A 19,376-nucleotide genomic window follows, 5' to 3' on the forward strand; every position below is an offset into this window, starting at 1 on the left:
TAAAATCAATAAAAATAATATCTGTTGATTTTTAAAAATATATAACATTTATGTTAGTAAAATTATTTTTGACTTATGAGACATCCTCATTATATTTTCAGCAAACTCCTTATTTTTTTTCATTTTTATCGGAATACTCATGTATTAATTTTGCTACATTGTTATCGTATTTTTCAAGCTTTTCCGTTGCAGTTTCCCTGTCTATGTCCAAGAGTATCATAGCTATAGCTGCTTTTACATCATTAGACGCCGCTGCCAGAATTTTTTCTGACGTTTCATAATCACTGCCTGTCGTTTTCATTATTATTCTTTTAGCTCTTTCAATTAATTTACTATTGGAAGTTTTTACATCAACCATATATCCCGAAAATACTTTTCCCATTTTTATCATAATGGCTGTTGAAATCATATTCAGTATCATTTTTTGAGCTGTTCCCGCTTTCATCCTTGTAGATCCCGTAACAATTTCAGGTCCTACGGTAACTTCTATAGGATACTGGCTCACTTTAGACAAATCGGAATTTTCCGAACAGGTTATACTCCCTGTAACTGCTCCTATACTGTTTGCATATTCTACCGCTCCAAGCACGTAAGGCGTTCTCCCTGAAGCTGCCAGTCCGATGACAGCGTCATTTTCAGTAAGGTTCAGACTGATTAAATCCTGTTTACCCTGCTCCTTATTATCTTCAGCATTTTCCTGAGCCTTAAATATAGCTTCATTTCCACCTGCTATTATTCCCTGAAATTTTTCAAATGAAACTCCGTATGTGGGAGGACATTCAGAAGCGTCGAGTATCCCCAGTCTTCCTGATGTTCCCGCTCCCACGTATATCACTCTCGTATCTTTCGTGTATTTTGAAAGTATAGCGTCTATCAGTCGGGAAATACTTGATAACTTTTTTTCCACACAAAATGCGACTTTTTTATCTTCTTCATTTATCCTTTTTATAATTTCGAAACTATCCTGTAATTCAATGTTTTTGCTGTTAGGATTGTTTTCTTCAGTAGACAGTTTACTAAGGTCAATCATTTTTATCACTCCTTCCATAATATTATAACCCGATTTTTGTTAAATGGAAGTCTTTTTGAAAATGATTTTCAAAAATTACAAAATAAAAAAGCCTATTTTTTTCAAAATAATAAAAAAAGGAATAGACATTTCATCTATTCCTAAGAAATACATTTTGTATCATTAAATAAAAGATTGAAAAATTTCAGTCCTTTTTATCTCAATTTATTGACTAAATTCATTCACTTCAATTTCTTCTATAGTCTCACTTTTTTTACTTTTCATTTTTTTGAATATTACTGTTCCTATGATTCCTAATACTGCCAATACTGCTACTCCAAAAATTATTCCTGTCAAGCCGTTTCCTGATTTATATTTGAACTGTATTTTGTCGCCCTCATAAAATGTAATTTCTTTCTTGGAATCAGCTATTTCTCCTGACTGATTTTCTTCGGAAATTATCTTTCCATTTACTTTAATTGTCAATTTTGCAATTTTAGAAGTTCCCATATCTACAATTATTTCGCCTTTTTCTTTTGTAAATATTTTTTTTGCTTCTACTTTGCTATCTTTATTTTCTCCATTTTTTCCCGAATTTTGACTTTGCTGACCTGAAAGATTTCCTGTAATATTAGAATTCTTTCCTCCTGTACCTATAAATTTAAGGATTTTTCTCAAATCATCTTCCGTTTTCCAGTTAATATCAACAGTATATCTGTCAGTCTCTTCATCACTGCTTTTCTCTTTTTTTAATGTATATTTTTCAATTCCCAGTTTGGATATCTCAATTTTTAACTGCTCTTCAGTTATTGCACCTTTCACTATCGCTATTTTTGAATTAGTAGTCCCTGAAAAATCCGAATTTATATTCATATCAGTTTCCACAGTTATACAGCTCTGTACTAAAAATATAATCATTGTAAGTAATGATAATTTCAAAATCTTTTTAAAATTCATAATTCAACCCTTTCATTATTAATTATTTGTATAAATCAAGATAATACATAATCTTTCATTGGTTTAATTATATCAAAAATAATCTAAAAAATAAAGAGCATAATTAATATGTTGATACATATATTATTTAGTTAAAAATTGTCTTAAAATTTTGAAATTTTACAATAAATACAGAAAAAATATATGTGTTGTTATCACTGCTATTATAACTTTTTTATTTCTAAATAATATACTATATCAATTATTTTTTCATCATCGCCTTATCAAACCCTATTGTATAAATATTATAAAATATCTCTATCATTTCTTCAGAAATATCTCCCAAAGCTTTCATTACATTGGCTGCAAAATGTACAGGACTGTCTCCTTTTGCAGTTACTATTTTCTTATCAATAACTGACTCTATATCTGTCTTTATATAATTTTGGGAATTTGTATAATTTTCATCATCTTTTATTTCTTCAAGGCTGTTTACAGTATGTCTACAGTCATTTAACAACCCGTTTACTGCAAGAAAATAAGCACCGTCGCAGATTGCACCTATTGTTTTTCCGTTATTCTTAATTTTTTTAACAAGATTAATGATTTTTTTGCTTATCCCTTTATCTAAATTTCTCCATGACTTGTCCGCTCCTATCAAAATAAGTCCTGCAACATTTTCAGATATTTCATCTATTGTAATATCAGGCAACACCTTTAAATTTCCAATTGATGTCTTTATTTTCTTATCATTTGAAGCATAACTGACAGTATAATTTTCAGTTATTGCCCTGTTATTTAATGCTGCTGCCAGAAATGCACTTTCCCAATCTGCAAATTTATCTAAAATTATAAAAACTATATTTTTCATCTATTGTTTTATCCTTTCTTATTATAATAAATAGTCCGTTTTAAAACTAAATAAAATTATTTTTGTAATAATTTTATTTTAAAAAACTATAAAAGAATTTGAAATATTATAAACTATACTATAAAAAAGTCAAATTTTTAATTTTTTTGATTTAATTTTTTCCATTTTCTTATTTTTGTCCTGAAAGTTTTAAAAGGAGCAACCGTATTTATGTGTATCCATTTCCAGACAGGCCAGTTACTTGATGTGGAAGAAGCCCATTGCCTTGCTCCTGTTTCAAACAACTCTTTTTCAGTATAGCTTTCTACTAAATCAATCATTTTTTCCACTGATATATTAAATTCTGTCATCAGTTTTTCCATAGAATAATCTTTATATTCCTCATAAAAGGACTTATAAAGATCTCCTAATTTATTCCATTTATATCCCTCCTTGGGAGTAACCACTTTTCCCCCTTTCTTTTCCTTTTCCTCCCATAAAAGTACAAGTTTCATCCAACCCAGCTGATAAGCTATCATCTGTGCAGGACTTCTATCCACTCCTTCTACCAAAGTATCTTTATTTTCATCTGTTATCTTTTCAAATTCGTCGATAAACAGTTTTGCTCTTTTATTTATCTCATTTATCAGTTCTTTTCTATTCAAATATTCCTGCATAATTATCTCCTTATTTTTTAACAGGTTGTCTTATCACTGTCTTTAATTTATCACTATTTGCCTTTCTTGGGTCGCTCAAATAAATTTCATGGTGATATCTTTCACCTGTTAAATCAATACTATATCCGCATTTTTGTGCAAAGTCATTCATTCTTTGAATAGTTTCAGGTTCATCATTATAAGAACCGATGTGCATACACTGTACACAAAGTCCTTCATCATAACTGAAAAACTCAACTTTTGAAAAATCCTTTTTCTTTTTTTCAGTTGCACACTTTATAGCCCATTTTACATCTTCCTTTTTAATAAAATCAGGCACTCTAATTAAAGAAATCCAGTTAAATAATTCCTTGTTTAACAGATAATTTTCATGCTTTACATTTTCCTGCCACCAGAGCCCTTCCAACGGAGGAACAACATATTCAAAGAAACCCTCAATCCTATATTCTGTTTTATAACTCATTTTAAGAGTATAGGCAACTCCATATAACATTTCAACTGCTTTCTGATATTCCCCCTCTTTTTCATTAGGATTTCCTTTTCCCCGTACTGCTATAAAATTTATTTTAGGAATTTCTATAATTTCAGGATTTCCCGACGGTTTATAAAATTTTTTAAATTCCTTTTTAAAATCAAATGCCATAGTTATCATCTCCTAATATTATTTTATGCTGATATAAATGTGAATTTCCATATTTTCATAGCTTTCACCTGATATTTCATAGTTGTCTTTAGTTATATATTCTTCAAAATCATAAGTATAATTTCTTATATCAGATTTTTCCTTTCCAAATTCTTCCCAAAATTTATACCAAAATTCTCCAACAGCCTTTTCAGGATTTCCAAAAATAACAAACTTTGCATATTTTCCCTCAGGAATTTCTATTTTTATCATATTTTCAGGAATTTCATCAGCTATACCTTTTACTTCACAACCTGTAAGACAGTCATATTCAAAGCCATTTTCATTACTGTAGTTATAATAAACTCCCATAAGATTACCGTTTTTTCTATCTTTTACATTTTTGACACCTTTTTCAGAATACAAATCTTTCCATAAATTCCAGATTGTATCATGTGCTGTTTTCTCTTCCTTTATTCTCGCCTTTAATCCAACAAGAGTTTTTTTACTGATTTCCACTATTTCATATTTCATAATTATACCACCTTTATTAATTTATTATTCCTCATTTTTTCTTTCTAACAATATATTCATATTTTTATCTATAATTGCTATCTCAAAGTTGCTCTTATGTTTCAAACTGATATACCAATCACTGACAAATGTTTCTTTAAAATTAAAATACTTTTTTATAAAATTTCCTATTTTTCTATGTTATTACCTAAAATTACGGGATAAAAGCTATTTCCTGTAATATTGAACTGATAAATTTTTATAGAAATGAAGTAACTGAAATCTTCCAGTTTTATCTTAAATCAGTTTCATTATAAAATAAATATCTCTCCTTTCTAAAATTTTCTATAATTATTATAATACAAAAAATATGACACCAGTGTGTCATATTCAAAATTTTATTTATAATTTTTTTACAAATAATTCTCTCTCATCTTTTCAATCTTATCTGATAAAATCTTCTTTATTCTTTCGGGTTCCTTTACTTTCAAATATTCTCCGAAAGAAAGCAAATATCCGTAAACCCATTCACTTTCAGGATTTTCTATTATAACTTCAAAATTTCCGTCTTTCATTTTATTTATATTTTCTTCCGAAAATTCATCATAGACACGATATGCCTGTGATTTATCTATCTCGACTATAACTTTTACTCTCTTTACTGCTTCCTTTTCATCATTTATCTCAAAATCTTCCATTGATTTATCAAAATGTTCTTCTGTTAAAGTCAGCTCTTTTATCCTGTTTATTTTAAACTGTCTGATACTTTTCTTCTCATGACAATATGCAAACAGATACCACGCCTTTTCTTTAAACCATATTTTCAGCGGGTCGGCAGTTCTTCGGGATTTTTCCCCTTTTGTATTATGGTATGTAAAATTGACCGTTTTTTTATTTAATATCGCTTTTTTTATATTTTCAAATAGGGTACTGTCCTCAGCTCCATATCTGGAAAAATCGATTTCTATCCAGTTATCTGATGATTTATTAAAAATCAGACTCATTTTTTCAAGAATTTCTTCCACTTCGGGATAACTGGCAGCTTTTAGACTTTGTAATGCGTACAATATTTCATTTTGTTCATCCTGAGAAATCAGAGTTTTATTTAAAACATAGCTTTCGAGCAGTCTAATTCCTCCATTTTTACCCCTTGAGGAATATACGGGTATCCCTGCAAAAGTTAGAGTTTCGATATCTCTGTACACAGTTCTTATAGAAACTTCAAAATGTTCAGCCAATTCTTTGGCAGTTACATTTTTCTTATTCAGTAATATATGAACCATTTCAAATAATCTGTTTATCTGCATATTTTTCTCCTAATATCGTTATATTCATATTAGATTATACCACATAAATACTTTATATTGACAAAATTCTGACAAATTTCTTACATATTTTTATTTTTTGAAAGTTTTTTTATTATACATCTACATTTTTTAATAAATATGAGGTATAATTTTAGTAGAAAATATTTTGATAATCAAAATATTAAAAAGAGCCTTTTAGTGAATGGAGATTTTTTTATGAACAATCTAAAATTTTTATTGAAACTTTCAGGACAGCATAAAATTAAACTTATCATTGCTGCCTTATTCAGTATAATCAGCACTACTTTATCAGCAATTCCTTATATTCTTGTATACAGGATTATTCTCGAACTTTTTAACGATAAAATTGATTACAGGAATATACAGTCTTTAGTATTCAAAGCCATATTTTTCATCATTTTAGGTGTCGCCGCACGTATTTTATCGGGAATATTCTCCCACATTTCGGCATTCAATATCCTTTATAAAATAAGGATTGACCTTATCGAACATATGTCAGGACTGAATATGGGTTTTTTTAAAAAAAGTATGACAGGAAAACTGAAAAAAATTATTAATGAAGATGTGGAAAAACTTGAAAACTTTATCGCCCATCAAATTCCTGATTTATCTTCGGCTTTTGTAACTCCGCTGATTTTTTTCGGAATTATGCTTTATTTTAACTGGAAGCTGTCATTAGTACTATTTATCCCTGTTATTTTAGGGATACTCGCCCAAAGCGGTATGTTTAAAAACTATATGGGAAAAGTGGACCATTTTTACAAACTTGTAGCAAAACTGAACTCTACAATTATGGAATATATAAATGCCATGAATGTTATGAAAGCATTTAATCTCACGGCAAAATCCTTTAAAGACTACAGGGACAACACTCAGGAATATGCAGATTACTGGGTAGAGCTTACGGAACTCGCAGTACCTTATTATTCAGCATTTCTCTGTCTTGTAGATACGGGAATGCTCTTTATTATCCCTATTGGTGGGATTATGCTCCTGAACAGTCGAATAACTGTTCCCGTCTATATTCTGTTTCTCTTGATGAGTACGATATTCTTAAATTCATTAAAGTCATTATTTGAACTTTCTCAAAATCTTTCTTTCCTTTTGAAAGGAATGGAAAAAATCATCGAAATTTTTGATGAAAAAGAACAGACATCAGGAAATATCAAATTTCCTCAAAATTTTTCCCAAGGTCTAAAATATGAAAACATTACATTTGCATACAATAAAGCTAAAGTTATAAATGACTTTACCTTAAATATTAAGGCAGGTGCTACAACAGCTCTTGTAGGTCCGTCAGGCTCGGGAAAAACTACAATAGGACTTTTAGCAGGAAGATTTTGGGACACAGATGAGGGAAAAATAACTATCGACGGCATAAATGTAAAGGATATTTCCTATGAAAGCCTTATGGATAATGTATCCTTTGTCTTTCAGGATACTTTTATGCTTCACGATACAATATATGAAAATATTCTAATGGGAAAAAATTATACCCGTGACGAAGTCGAAAACGCTGCTAAAAAAGCTCAAATTCATGATTTTATTATGTCATTGCCTGATAAATATGAAACAAAAATAGGTGAAGGCGGAATAAAATTAAGCGGAGGAGAAAAACAGAGAATTTCCATTGCCCGTGCCATTTTGAAAAATACCCCTATTGTCATACTTGACGAAGTAACATCTTATTCCGACATTGAAAATGAAGCTAAAATTCAGTCAGCTTTAAAAACTTTACTGAAAGGAAAAACTGCATTGATTATTGCCCATAGACTTTATACTATTAAAAATGCCGATAACATTGTTTTTATGAATAAAGGGAAAATTATGGAACAGGGAACTCACGATGAGCTTCTTAAAAACCGAGCCGATTATTGGCATTTATGGTCTCTATATAATGAAGAAAAACAGGAAAATTGACAGTACTAAACAGAGCTAAATAGAATGGATAAAATATTCAGATTATACTTTCAAAAAAATATTTCCATAAAAATTTTATAAAAAAAGGAGATAAAAAATGTTTAATGATATAAAAACCCTTTCAGGTAAGGAATTTAAACGTCTAAAAAAACCGATATTCTTCCTTGTTATAGACTCACTATTTTATATGATGAATTATATGATGTTCTATTTTACGATAGTCGACCTCATAACAAATATATTTACACTTCATAAAATTATAATTTACACTGTTATAATGCTCATTGCAAATATACTTAGATACCTATTCAACCGTGTCGGATATACAGGAATACAAAGTCAGGGAGCAAGAATTATTCAGGATTTGAGGCTTCGTATGGGAGATCATTTGAGAAACCTGAATTTAGGATATTTCAGCAAACATAATATAGGAAATGTTATAAATATTATAACTAATGATTTACAGGATTTTGAACATGTACTTACCCATAGTACATCCGAGCTTATAAAACTTTCCATATTGTCAGTATATTTATTATTGATTACTTTTGTCATTTCTCCGATTTTAGGGTTTTTTCAGATTGCTATTGCAGGATTTGGAGCTGTATTTATAACTCTCGGAATGAAAAAAAGCTCCAAAATAGCCTTAAATAAAAAACATACTATGGACAATGTCGTTTCACGTATGGTCGAATACATTTCGGGAATGGAGCTGTTCAAATCCTATAATCTTGCAGGGGAAAAGTTTAAAAGACTGACAAACAGCTTCAATGATTTAAAAAAAGAAAGTATCAATACTGAAATCGCTTTAGCTCCCTATATTCTTATTTTTCAACTAACCGTGGATATTTCCTTTGCCCTGCTTCTTTTACTTTCTACGCGACTGTTTATAGGCGGCTCCATTACTAAAATAATGTTTTTCTCATATATCATAATAGGACTTTCCCTTTCAAATATTTTAAAGGCATTTTCAGCCCAGTATGTACTCTTCCGATATATGAAGCTTGCAACCGACAAACTTATAAATGTATACAACGAAAAGGAAATTTCTTACGAATACGAAGTTATTCCTTTTAAAGATTATACTGTAAAATTTGATAATGTAAGTTTTGCTTATGAAAAGGACAAACCTGTACTGAAAAATATCAGTTTTGAAGCGAAACAGGGTACCACAACAGCTCTCGTAGGTTCTTCAGGTTCAGGAAAGACAACTGTTACAAACCTGATTGCAAGATTTTGGGACTGTCAATCGGGAGTTATCACCATTGACGGAGTTGATATCAGGAAAGTCTATCCCGAAGAACTGCTCACAAATATAAGTATGATTTTTCAGGATGTCTATCTTGTAAATGATACTATAGAAAACAACATAAAACTGGGAAAACCTGACGCAACCCGTGAAGAAGTTATTGAAGCCGCTAAAAATGCCAACTGCCACGAATTTATAACAGAACTGGAAAACGGTTATGATACTGTTGTAGGTGAAGGCGGTTCCACACTTTCAGGGGGAGAAAAACAGAGAATTTCCATTGCCAGAGCTTTACTTAAAGATACTCCGATTATTTTGCTTGACGAAGCTACCGCTTCCCTTGATGCCGACAACGAGTATGAAATAAGAAAATCTCTAAATAAATTGATCGAAAATAAAACAGTAATTACTATAGCCCACAAACTCAATACTATCAGGAATTATGACCATATAATAGTAATGTCGGACGGTATTATAGAAGAAAAAGGTACTCATGAAGAATTAATGGAAAATAAAGGCAGATATTATCATATGTACACCGAAATGAAAAAAGCACAAAGTGAAGAATACAGCCTAATTTGATAAAGCTCTAATTTTTTTCTGAATTACTTTGCCCGATAAACTGTAACTGACTATTGACAAATAAACTCTTTTATATTATCATAATAAAATAAAAATACAGAATAAGGAGAAGTATAAATGAAAAAAATAATCTTAATATGCTTATTTATGTTTGCTATGCTCAGTTTTTCAGCACCTGAAAGAGATAACAGGGGAGTTCTTATCATGGAGCCTGACGAATGGTTTCAAATGTTCGGAGACAATGCTAAAACAAATGGAAGATGTTCTTTTATCGGAGCTTCGATTATGCAGCTGGCTTATACAAGTGAAGGTAAAATGAAAGTATCTCAGGATGAAGTCTTTAATAATTTATCAGCGGTAAATGCTATGTTATATGACGAGGGATTACGTCATCCTTCAGGAGATAACAGCTTACTTTTTGAATACTACTATTTTAAAAATTGTCGTAAACTCACTGATAAAGACTTTAATTTAGTTGCTTCACCCAGCTTCAAAAAAGTATTTAGTGAAATTTATTCAACTTATAAATAAAAACATACGAAAAACATATTATTCATTTTATTCATTTGAAAAAAAATTATAATTATGTTTTTGTATTATTTCATCTATTTTTTTATAACGTTTTATAAAAAAAGGGGTTGTCTCATAAAGTAAATAAAATTACCAAATCATAAATTCTATATATTTTACTATATTTATAAAATCAATAAAAATATATAACATTTATGTTAGCAAAATTATTTTTGACTTATGAAACAACCCCTTTTTACTTTATAATCTTATCGATTACTCCTCCACCCAGACATTTTTCTCCGTTATAAGCAACGACTATCTGTCCTAATGTAACAGCTTTTTGAGGCTTGTCAAATATTACTTCGTATTCATTTTCATTAAGTTTATTAATCACAGCCTTTGAATCATCCTGCCTATATCTGTATTTTACCGTACAGTTTAACGGAAAAGTGATTTCATCTTTATTTATAAAATTAAAGTCTGTGGCTATCAACCCTTTAGAATACAGCACTAAATTATCCCCTTGAGTTACAACAAGTTCATTTTTCTCAAGGTCTTTATCCACGACAAACCACGGCTCTCCTGTCCCCTCTTTTGTGTTTCCTATACCTATCCCTTTTCGCTGTCCTATCGTATAGTACATCAGTCCGTTATGTCGACCTAATATCTTTCCTTCAGTATTTACAATATTCCCTTTTTTAGCGGGAAGATATTTACTCAAAAATTCATTGAAATTTCTTTCTCCGATAAAGCATATACCTGTACTGTCTTTTTTCTTTGCAGTTTTCAGATTATATTTTTCAGCTATTTCTCTAATTTGAGGCTTTGTATAGTTTCCCAGAGGAAACAGAACTTTTTCAAGCTGTTCCTGATTTAACTGACATAAAAAATAAGTCTGGTCTTTGTTGTCATCTACTCCCCTAAGCATCACGGACTTTATATTTCCGTCTTTTTCTTCGTGGATTATTCTTGCATAATGTCCTGTCGCCACATAATCTGCACCTATTTTCATGGCATAGTCCAAAAATGCCCTGAATTTTATTTCTTTATTACACATCACATCGGGATTTGGTGTTCTACCTCTTTTATATTCATTCAGAAAGTATGTAAAAACCTTATCCCAGTATTCTTTTACAAAATTTACCGAATAATAAGGGATCTCGAGCTGTTCAGCCACTGCAATAACGTCTTTATAGTCTTCTTCAGAAAGACAGACACCGTTATCATCTTTTTCTTCCCAGTTTTTCATAAATACACCTATTACATCATATCCCTGTTCTTTTAATAAAATCGCGGCAACAGAAGAATCCACACCTCCTGACATCCCCAATACTACTTTCTTATTTTTCATTTATTCTCCTATTCTTTATATAAATATTACTCCAACCAGCAAATTCAAAAATTAATCAAATGCAAATAAATCAAAATTAATTTATTCATAAAATGGTTGACAAACACATTCATTAAATTATAAAATTACTTAAAATACAATTTTAAGAGGCTGATAATGGATAAAATAACTGTTAAAAAAAACAATGTTATAAAAAAAAGTGCCAAACTTTTTTATTATAAAGGATATAAAAATACTGGACTTATAGATATTTTAAACGAATGTAAAATACCCAAAGGATCTTTTTACTATTATTTCAAAAACAAGGAAGAGCTCCTTTTAAGTGTTATCAGGTATCATACCGATAATCTTATAAAATTTTTTGCTCTCACTGTTGATGACCTTTCTATTTTTAAACTAAAAACCTTTTTTTATCAATATTTCACAAACATAGAGCATAATAAATTTCATGGAGGCAGTCCCCTCGGAAATCTCGCCATTGAGCTTGGAGATATAAACGAAACTGTGAGAAGCGAACTTTCAAAGTCTTATAATAAAATTGAAATCCGTTTTTCCTACTTTCTTTCTTCTTTAAAAATGGCTTATCCACGTAAATATTCAAATATAGAGCCTGAAATTTATGCAAGAATTCTGATTTCCCTCCTTGAAGGAACTATGCTGAAAATCAAAATTGAAAAAAATAATAATGCTATTAATGATTTTCTTGCTTTTTTTGACAAAATTTTTAAATAATATAAAAATTATGCTTATAATTTTTTTGTTAATTTGCTAAATTATAAACATTTTTTTATTGTATTTTATAATTTTTATATTTTATTTTTTATATTTTATAATTTTTGAAACAATTTTTTTATTAATAACTTCCTTTTTCTATTGAAACTATTTTACCGTCTTCCGTTATATGGGCAAGATAAAAATTATTTTTGCCGTACAGGATTACTTTCCAATTTCTATAACCTTTTTTGTATATTCCGACATTTTCAGAATATACGGTTTCTCCAAATTTTTTTTCTACTCCCTGAATTCCTATCTGAACTATAGAGTCCTTTGGTAAAACTTCGGAATCAGGCACTGTTCTTTTTCCTACTGACGAACAGCTGACCAAAAAAAGAAAAATAAATAAAAATATAAATTTTCTTATATTTAATAACTGATTTCTAATATTCATTAGTTATTTATCACCTCAAAATCTACATCAAAATGTATCTGATTTTTATTTTCATCTAAATAAGAAATTTTAATTTCTTTTAAAACCGTTCCCGGATTTTCAATAAGAAGTCTGTTAATATTTTCATTCATTTCATCAATTTTTTCAAAATGTCTTTTCAGTTCAGAATTGTTAAATCCTTTTAACTGCAAGTAATTAAACATATTAAACATACTTTCTCCTTCAGAATTGTTTCCAATTCTTTTTCTGTTTATTAACTTTTTATCACTTTTTTCTATGTATATTATAGCATTTTTAAAATTAATAAACAATCTCTAAATATAATTATTCAACTTTTATCCGACTTCATATTTTTCAAGTTTTTTCAGAATTTTTTCCAAAATCTCCGCAAATGGTAAATCTGTTTTAAATCCTGCCGCTTTTATATGTCCGCCGCCATTAAATATCGAAGCAATCTCATTTACATTGTATCTATCATTACATCTGAGACTTCCTTTAAATGTTCCGTTTTCTTCTTCTCTTATAAACAATGACAATTCGGAATCTTCTATTTTTAGGAGTAATTCCGCTATACCGTCCGTATCTTCTTTTTCTATTCCAAAACTTTTCATTTTTTCCTGAGACAGATAATAATAAATAAAATTATATTTTTCAATCATTTTATTATTTTTATACACATCTCCAAAAAGACTGACTTTTTTCCTTCCCATGGCAAAAATAATATTTGCAACTCTATGATTGTCTGCTCCTGCTTTCATTAATTCAGAACAGACTTTAAAAGTATTTGAGGTAACATTGTCATGCCTGAAATTTCCTGTATCGTTTATAATCCCCAAATATATAAAATCAGCGATTTCCTTAGTAAGTCCTATATCAAACAACTCTAAAAACTGATAAATCAGCTCTCCTGTGGAGGAAACATCTTCCACATAATTGAGATCCGCATGTTCAGTATTACTAATATGATGATCAATGTTTACAGATTTTTTACAATTTTTCTTTATTTCCAATACTCTGCCATATCTCTCAACGTTAGCACAGTCTAAACTTATAAATAAATCTGCTTTTTCATTTATCAAAGTATCATCATATCTTTCTATTAGTGAACTTTTCTCAAATTTTTCTATATATTTAGGTAATTCATCGTCTATTATTATTCTTATTTTTTTCATATCCGACAGATTTTTTATAAATTTTTTATTATATTCTTCCAACATCAATAAAAAAGCCAACACTGACCCTAAAGCATCTCCGTCAGGATTAGTGTGTGCTGTCAGAATTATATTTTTTGCCTTTAATATTTCATTTTTAATTTCTTCAAGTGTAACATTGCCCCTGTATTTTTTATCACTTAACATATTCTATTTTCCTGCCGTTCTCACTATATATTTATATGAAGCACCGAATTTACTTTTCACCTGTGCTTCCATTGCACTCAATGTCTGGGCATTATCCGTACTGGATGAAATCACTCTGTACATTGTTTTACCCGATGTTCCTTTTATAGCCTGTACTGAAAAATCCCCCCCCAGTTGAGCTGCAACTTTTTTGGCAGCTTCTTCTGTCTGTAAAGTTGCAACTTGAAGAAATTTTTTGTTTGTCATTTTCTGAGCCGTATTTTCTTTAGCTTTCTTAGCAGCTTCTTCTTTAGCTTTTTTATTAGCTTCTATTTCTTTATTTTTTTGTGCCAGCAAATCATTTTGTATCTTCTGGGCTTCTAAATCTTTCTTTTTTTGCTCTTCGGCTTTTTTAAGGGCGTCAGCTTTTTCCTTAGCTTCTTTTTCTGCTTGCTGCTGAGAAGCAGTCCCTGTTTTCTGCTCATCGGTTTTATTTGTATTATTCGGAGTTTCAGTAGTTCCGTTAGTGTTTTCAACGGTTTGGGTCTGCGTTACAGGCGGATTTACAGCTTTTATATCAGTTTGAGTATTTTCTGTTTTCTTGCCTTTATTTTCCGAATTATGAAAGTCATCCTTTCTTATATCGAATGTTTTAGTTACTTTTTCGGTATTTTTATTTTTTTCTTTCAAAAACTGCTTTCCTATTGAAAAAGCATATATAATAAAAGCAATTATCACTATCAGTCTGAGTATTTTAAAAAAATTCAAACGAAATCGCATATACATTTGAGGTCATCTTATAAGTTACCTCATCCTCCTTTTTTATTTTAATATTTCTTTCAATATCTCTTTGGAATTATTTGCCGCAAGCTCTACAAATGTATTGTACTCCATTCCCGCTTCATCAGACGGAGTATCCGAAATAGACCTTATAATAAGAAAATCTTTATCCAGTCTGTAACATACCTGTGCAACGGCAGCACTTTCCATATCTACACATAGAGCTTCAAATTCCTTACCAAGCTCTATTTTTCGTTCTTTTTCACCTATGAACTGTTCTCCTGTCAAAATTCTCCCGAAAAATGTTTTAAATTTATCATTTTTTATATTTTGAGCTTTTTCAAGCAATCTTGGGTTCGACTCAAAAGACCATACTTTCATTTGAGGAATTTGCCCCATTCTATAACCAAATTCAGTAGCATCAACATCATGATGAACAATGTCCGTTCCTATAACTACATCTCCCACTTTTATCTTTTTATCAAGAGACCCCGCAACCCCGGAAAATATTACCGTATTTATGTCATATCTGTATAACAGAGTAGTAGCCGTCATTGCGGCATTTACTTTACATATTCCCGACTGGACAAACACAATATCTTTACCACAAAATTTCCCTTTGAAAAAAGTCATTCCTGCCACTGTTTCTTCAATAATATCTGTCATTTCTTTTTTTACAGCTTCCGCTTCCTGTATTGTCGCTCCAATAATTCCTATCATTTTTTCTCCTATTTTTTTATATTATATTTATATATGTACTATATTTATCTCTATCTTTTATATCTGTCTCTATTTTCACTTTAATAATTTTATCAGTAATAATTTTATCAATTTCATTATTTTTTTTACTTTTTCTATATTTCTTCTATATTTCTTATTGTATCTTTATTTCAGTTTTGAAATTTATCTTTTATGACTTTTCTTCTTTTATCTCTTATTATTCAGCATATACGTATGCGTCTTTTACTTTGCAGGCTTTCACATCTCCGGTATTCAATACTGCTCTGAACTCCCATTTTTTATTTTTTTCAATAACGTCCGTACTGTCTATCGCATCTCCTACTTTTTCACCGTCTTTGTTAAAACACGGAATTTGAATACTTACATTTTCTTTTTTACTTCCGTTATGGGATAATGTTCCTATTACTACTGTTTTATTTCCGTCATTTTCGACTTTTGTTTTTGAAAACTTGTATTTTACACCTTTAGCTTCTATTTCTCCGTCATTTCCTCCGATAATTCCGCCTATTATATTGCCCGTAGCCTTGACTACCGCTCCCGTAACAGTTCCCGCTGCTTTGACTGTGCCTCCTACAACACTTCCCGCTGCTCCTACTACTCCGCATGAAGAAAGAAGTAAAACTATCCCTGCTACTGTCATCATTTTTTTCATATATACCAAATCCTTTCATTATTCACATAAAGTTTTTGGTTTATTTTATCATTTTTAGTATATAATTTTTATTTTATAATTCTTATTTTAATATTATAATAAAAATATTACTTTAAGTAAATATGTTTTTTCAAAATATTTTCCATATAAAAAGGATATGAAAAGAGACTGTTTCAAAAAAGAAAAAATAAAAATAAAATATATGAAAAATATATTTATTCATATTATTTTTAAGTTTTCCTTCTGAAACAGTCTCAATATTAAAATTTTACACTGATTACTCTTTTAAATCTATCTTGTATATTTTGAGATAATTTAAATCTATAAACATAAAAATTTAACTATAATATCTCAAGTTTTTCGATATGGTGCATACCTAAAGTTATGATTACTTCTGAAAAGGGTATTTCATATCAATCCATGAATTTTTCTCCCTTTTCTATATTTTGTCTTACTTCAGATATTTTTTACATAAATTTATTTTTTAAATTTATCAGTTACTTTATCAGCTAAGTCTTTTGCGCCTTCCACTGTTTTATGTAAAGTATCTTCTGCTCCCTTTTTTATATCCTGTACTATTTTGCTGTCTCCTAATTTTTTTGCCTCATCAACAGCTTTATCAGCCAAATCTTTTGCTCCCTCAACCGTTTTATTTATAACGTCCTCAGTCCCTTTCTTTATATTTTGAGCAACTTCACTTTCTGCAAATTCTTTTGTTTTATCAATAGCCTTATCAGCCAAGTCCTTTGCACCTTCCACTGTTTTATGTAAAGTATCTTCTGCCCCTTTTTTTAAATCATCAAAATTCATAAATATCCCTCCTATTTTTATCACTTCATTTTTATGTACTAATATTATACCTTATTTTTCTATTTTTTTAAACAGATTTTTTATAAACTATTACCGAACCGTTATTTTTTAAAATTAAACCATTCGGAATTTTAAATAATATAAGCAGCGAATAAAATAAATCTAAATACAACGCTCCTGCATTTAAAACACATAAAAATATTATAAATACACTTTTTATTTTATTCCACAGTTACCGACTTAGCCAAATTTCTCGGTTTATCGACATCATTTCCTTTGAGCCTTGATAAATGATATGCCAACAACTGATGAATTATTATTGAAAGAAATCCTGTATAGTCATCTTCTACATCAGAAATATAGAATACTTCGTCAGCTACTTCTTCTACCAGTGTATTTCCCTCTTTGGCGATAGCTATAACATAGGCACCCCTTGCAGTAACTTCTTTTATATTTGATACCGATTTTTCAAATAAATCGGACTGGGTAACATTAATTATCACAGGTACTCCGTCTTCAATCAAAGCTATCGTCCCGTGCTTCAGTTCCCCTGACGCAAAAGCTTCCGAATGAATATATGAAATTTCTTTTGATTTTAAAGCTCCTTCCACAGCAATGACATAATCAAGCCCTCTCCCTAAATAAAACATACTTGTTTGATTTTTAATCCTGTCAGCTACTGCTTCTATCCTGTCGGAATATTCCAACATCTTTTTTATATCTTTTTTCAGTCTGTATAGAGATTTTATATTATGCTCGTATTCTTCCCTTTTAATTTTTCCAAATTTATAAGCCATATCTGTAGCCAGCAAATAAAGAATTATCATTTGTGTAGTATACGCCTTTGTAGAAGCTACAGCAATCTCAGGCCCTGCCCATGTGTAAATCACGTGATCCGCTTCCCTTGCTATTGATGAACCCACAACATTTGTTATAGCTACAACTCTCGCACCATTTGTCTTAGCTTCTTTCAATGCCTCAAGCGTATCAAGAGTTTCTCCTGACTGACTTAATACTATTACAAGAGTCTTATCGTCGACAACAGGATTTCTGTATCTGAATTCAGAAGCAATATCCACGTCCACTTTTACTCTCGTTTTCTTTTCAATTATAAATTTTCCTACCAATCCCGCGTGATATGCCGTTCCGCAAGCAACAATATAAATACTGTTTATTCCTTGTAAATATTCTTTTGTAAGTCCTGCGTCATCAAAATTTATATTATTATTCTCATCCACTCTGCTGTTCAGTGTTTCAATCAATACTTCGGGCTGTTCATGAATTTCTTTTTCCATAAAAAATTCATATCCGCCTTTTGAGGCAGCTTCCATATCCCATTCAATATGTGTAATATCTCTTTCTATCTCCTGTCCTTCGGTATTCATAATTTTGACAGAATCTTTTTTTACTTCGACTATTTCATTATTTTCAATCAAATACACATCTCTCGTGTATTTCAATATAGCAGGTATATCCGACGCTATATAGTTTTCTCCTTTTCCAAGTCCAATAATAAGAGGACTTTCCTTTCTTACTGCTATTATCCTGTCAGGCTCATTCACGGACATAATTCCCAGTGCATAAGCTCCTTTTATAATCTTTATCAGCTTTTTCACGGCTTCAAGTAAATCCCCCTCATAAAGCTCATCCAGCAGATGAGTTACAACTTCGGTGTCCGTTTCCGAATTAAACTTGTATCCTTTTGCAATCAGCTCTTTTTTCAGCTCCAAATAATTTTCGATAATACCGTTATGAACTACAACCAATGTTTCATCTCTGTTAAAATGAGGATGCGAATTTTCATCAGAGGGTTTTCCGTGAGTTGCCCACCTTGTATGACCTATCGCCATTGTTCCTTTTAACGGCTCTTTATCCAATATATTAGCCAAATTTTTCAGTCTTCCCACTTTTTTTACTATGGAAAATTTTTTATCCCCCGTATTTACAGCTATTCCAGCTGAATCATATCCTCTATATTCGAGTTTTTCCAATCCGTCTAATACAAAATCTTGGGCGTTTTGCGACCCAATGTAACCTACTATTCCGCACATAGTCTACTCTCCTTATATAAAAAATTATGGAGAATAATCACTACAGTAATTTTGTTATTATGATTGCTCATAACTTTTGTATACTGTTGAGGTTGTGATAACCTAAAGAGCATCCGCCGATTATTTCGATAACTCTTTTCCCTCGTCGCCTTTTATTGAAAAAGGTCTGGCGCTTCTATTTATTTTTATTCTCCGATTGAGTTATTATAACAGAACCGCTGAAATTTTTCAACTTGGAAATGTTATATTTTAAAAGAAACTCCACTTTATGCATACGACGAAAACGG

20 protein-coding genes are annotated in these 19,376 nt (G+C 30.3%); 4 read left to right on the forward strand and 16 right to left on the reverse strand.

The window, feature by feature from the left end; all coding sequences use genetic code 11:
* Positions 1-109: 109 nt before the first annotated feature.
* The 7 genes from murQ to ACO5J6_RS03750 all read right to left on the reverse strand — a co-directional run bounded on the left by murQ (position 110) and on the right by ACO5J6_RS03750 (position 5,914).
* Complete coding sequence (gene murQ, locus ACO5J6_RS03720) at positions 110-1,030, reverse strand: N-acetylmuramic acid 6-phosphate etherase (RefSeq protein WP_485642148.1); 921 nt, start codon at positions 1,028-1,030, stop codon at positions 110-112.
* A gap of 204 nt (positions 1,031-1,234) precedes the next feature.
* Entirely contained in the window at positions 1,235-1,966 is a 732-nt protein-coding gene (locus ACO5J6_RS03725) for a hypothetical protein (protein WP_485642149.1), read from the reverse strand.
* Positions 1,967-2,207: 241 nt separating this feature from the next.
* Positions 2,208-2,816 (reverse strand): DJ-1/PfpI family protein, encoded by a 609-nt coding sequence (locus ACO5J6_RS03730; protein ID WP_485642150.1) that lies wholly within the window; start codon positions 2,814-2,816, stop codon positions 2,208-2,210.
* A 137-nt stretch (positions 2,817-2,953) separates the two neighbouring features.
* Entirely contained in the window at positions 2,954-3,472 is a 519-nt protein-coding gene (locus tag ACO5J6_RS03735) for a ClbS/DfsB family four-helix bundle protein (RefSeq protein ID WP_485642151.1), read from the reverse strand.
* Between the two features lie 10 nt (positions 3,473-3,482).
* Positions 3,483-4,115 (reverse strand): GyrI-like domain-containing protein, encoded by a 633-nt coding sequence (locus ACO5J6_RS03740; protein ID WP_485642152.1) that lies wholly within the window; start codon positions 4,113-4,115, stop codon positions 3,483-3,485.
* Between the two features lie 18 nt (positions 4,116-4,133).
* Positions 4,134-4,628, reverse strand: a complete 495-nt coding sequence (locus tag ACO5J6_RS03745) for a GyrI-like domain-containing protein (RefSeq protein ID WP_485642153.1) — start codon at positions 4,626-4,628, stop codon at positions 4,134-4,136.
* A 392-nt stretch (positions 4,629-5,020) separates the two neighbouring features.
* Entirely contained in the window at positions 5,021-5,914 is an 894-nt protein-coding gene (locus tag ACO5J6_RS03750; protein WP_485642154.1) for a helix-turn-helix transcriptional regulator, read from the reverse strand.
* Between the two features lie 216 nt (positions 5,915-6,130).
* Here ACO5J6_RS03750 and ACO5J6_RS03755 point away from each other — a divergent pair, with 216 nt between their 5' ends.
* The 3 genes from ACO5J6_RS03755 (at position 6,131) to ACO5J6_RS03765 (ending at position 10,217) form a co-directional block, all read left to right on the forward strand.
* Positions 6,131-7,855 (forward strand): ABC transporter ATP-binding protein, encoded by a 1,725-nt coding sequence (locus tag ACO5J6_RS03755; RefSeq protein ID WP_485642155.1) that lies wholly within the window; start codon positions 6,131-6,133, stop codon positions 7,853-7,855.
* Positions 7,856-7,952: 97 nt separating this feature from the next.
* Positions 7,953-9,686 carry an ABC transporter ATP-binding protein gene (locus tag ACO5J6_RS03760; protein ID WP_485642156.1) on the forward strand — a complete coding sequence of 578 codons (1,734 nt, stop codon included), beginning with the start codon at positions 7,953-7,955 and terminating at the stop codon, positions 9,684-9,686.
* Positions 9,687-9,803: 117 nt separating this feature from the next.
* Positions 9,804-10,217: a hypothetical protein gene (locus ACO5J6_RS03765; protein WP_485642157.1), complete on the forward strand. Its 414-nt coding sequence runs from the start codon at positions 9,804-9,806 to the stop codon at positions 10,215-10,217.
* A gap of 235 nt (positions 10,218-10,452) precedes the next feature.
* Here the strand turns inward: ACO5J6_RS03765 and mnmA are convergent, their stop codons facing one another.
* A complete protein-coding gene (gene mnmA, locus ACO5J6_RS03770) occupies positions 10,453-11,550 on the reverse strand; it encodes a tRNA 2-thiouridine(34) synthase MnmA (RefSeq protein WP_485642158.1) in 1,098 nt (365 codons plus the stop codon).
* Between the two features lie 156 nt (positions 11,551-11,706).
* Here mnmA and ACO5J6_RS03775 point away from each other — a divergent pair, with 156 nt between their 5' ends.
* Positions 11,707-12,282: a TetR/AcrR family transcriptional regulator gene (locus tag ACO5J6_RS03775; protein WP_485642159.1), complete on the forward strand. Its 576-nt coding sequence runs from the start codon at positions 11,707-11,709 to the stop codon at positions 12,280-12,282.
* Positions 12,283-12,403: 121 nt separating this feature from the next.
* Here ACO5J6_RS03775 and ACO5J6_RS03780 read toward each other — a convergent pair whose 3' ends face one another.
* The 8 genes from ACO5J6_RS03780 to glmS form a co-directional block, all read right to left on the reverse strand.
* Positions 12,404-12,718: a hypothetical protein gene (locus ACO5J6_RS03780; RefSeq protein ID WP_485642160.1), complete on the reverse strand. Its 315-nt coding sequence runs from the start codon at positions 12,716-12,718 to the stop codon at positions 12,404-12,406.
* The gene (locus tag ACO5J6_RS03785) at positions 12,718-12,930 is read right to left on the reverse strand and encodes a hypothetical protein (RefSeq protein ID WP_485642161.1); all 213 of its coding nucleotides are present in this window, start codon (positions 12,928-12,930) and stop codon (positions 12,718-12,720) included. The genes ACO5J6_RS03780 and ACO5J6_RS03785 overlap by 1 nt, the downstream gene beginning before the upstream one ends.
* A gap of 123 nt (positions 12,931-13,053) precedes the next feature.
* Positions 13,054-14,076: a DHH family phosphoesterase gene (locus ACO5J6_RS03790; RefSeq protein ID WP_485642163.1), complete on the reverse strand. Its 1,023-nt coding sequence runs from the start codon at positions 14,074-14,076 to the stop codon at positions 13,054-13,056.
* Between the two features lie 3 nt (positions 14,077-14,079).
* Entirely contained in the window at positions 14,080-14,745 is a 666-nt protein-coding gene (locus tag ACO5J6_RS03795; protein ID WP_485642165.1) for a hypothetical protein, read from the reverse strand.
* Between the two features lie 132 nt (positions 14,746-14,877).
* Positions 14,878-15,555, reverse strand: a complete 678-nt coding sequence (locus ACO5J6_RS03800) for a 5'-methylthioadenosine/adenosylhomocysteine nucleosidase (RefSeq protein ID WP_485642166.1) — start codon at positions 15,553-15,555, stop codon at positions 14,878-14,880.
* Positions 15,556-15,772: 217 nt separating this feature from the next.
* Entirely contained in the window at positions 15,773-16,228 is a 456-nt protein-coding gene (locus ACO5J6_RS03805) for an FxLYD domain-containing protein (protein WP_485642168.1), read from the reverse strand.
* 477 nt (positions 16,229-16,705) lie between these two features.
* Entirely contained in the window at positions 16,706-17,038 is a 333-nt protein-coding gene (locus ACO5J6_RS03810) for a hypothetical protein (RefSeq protein ID WP_485642170.1), read from the reverse strand.
* A gap of 221 nt (positions 17,039-17,259) precedes the next feature.
* Entirely contained in the window at positions 17,260-19,089 is a 1,830-nt protein-coding gene (gene glmS / locus ACO5J6_RS03815) for a glutamine--fructose-6-phosphate transaminase (isomerizing) (RefSeq protein WP_485642172.1), read from the reverse strand.
* Positions 19,090-19,376 lie beyond the last annotated feature (287 nt).

This window comes from Pseudoleptotrichia sp., from assembly GCF_057270515.1.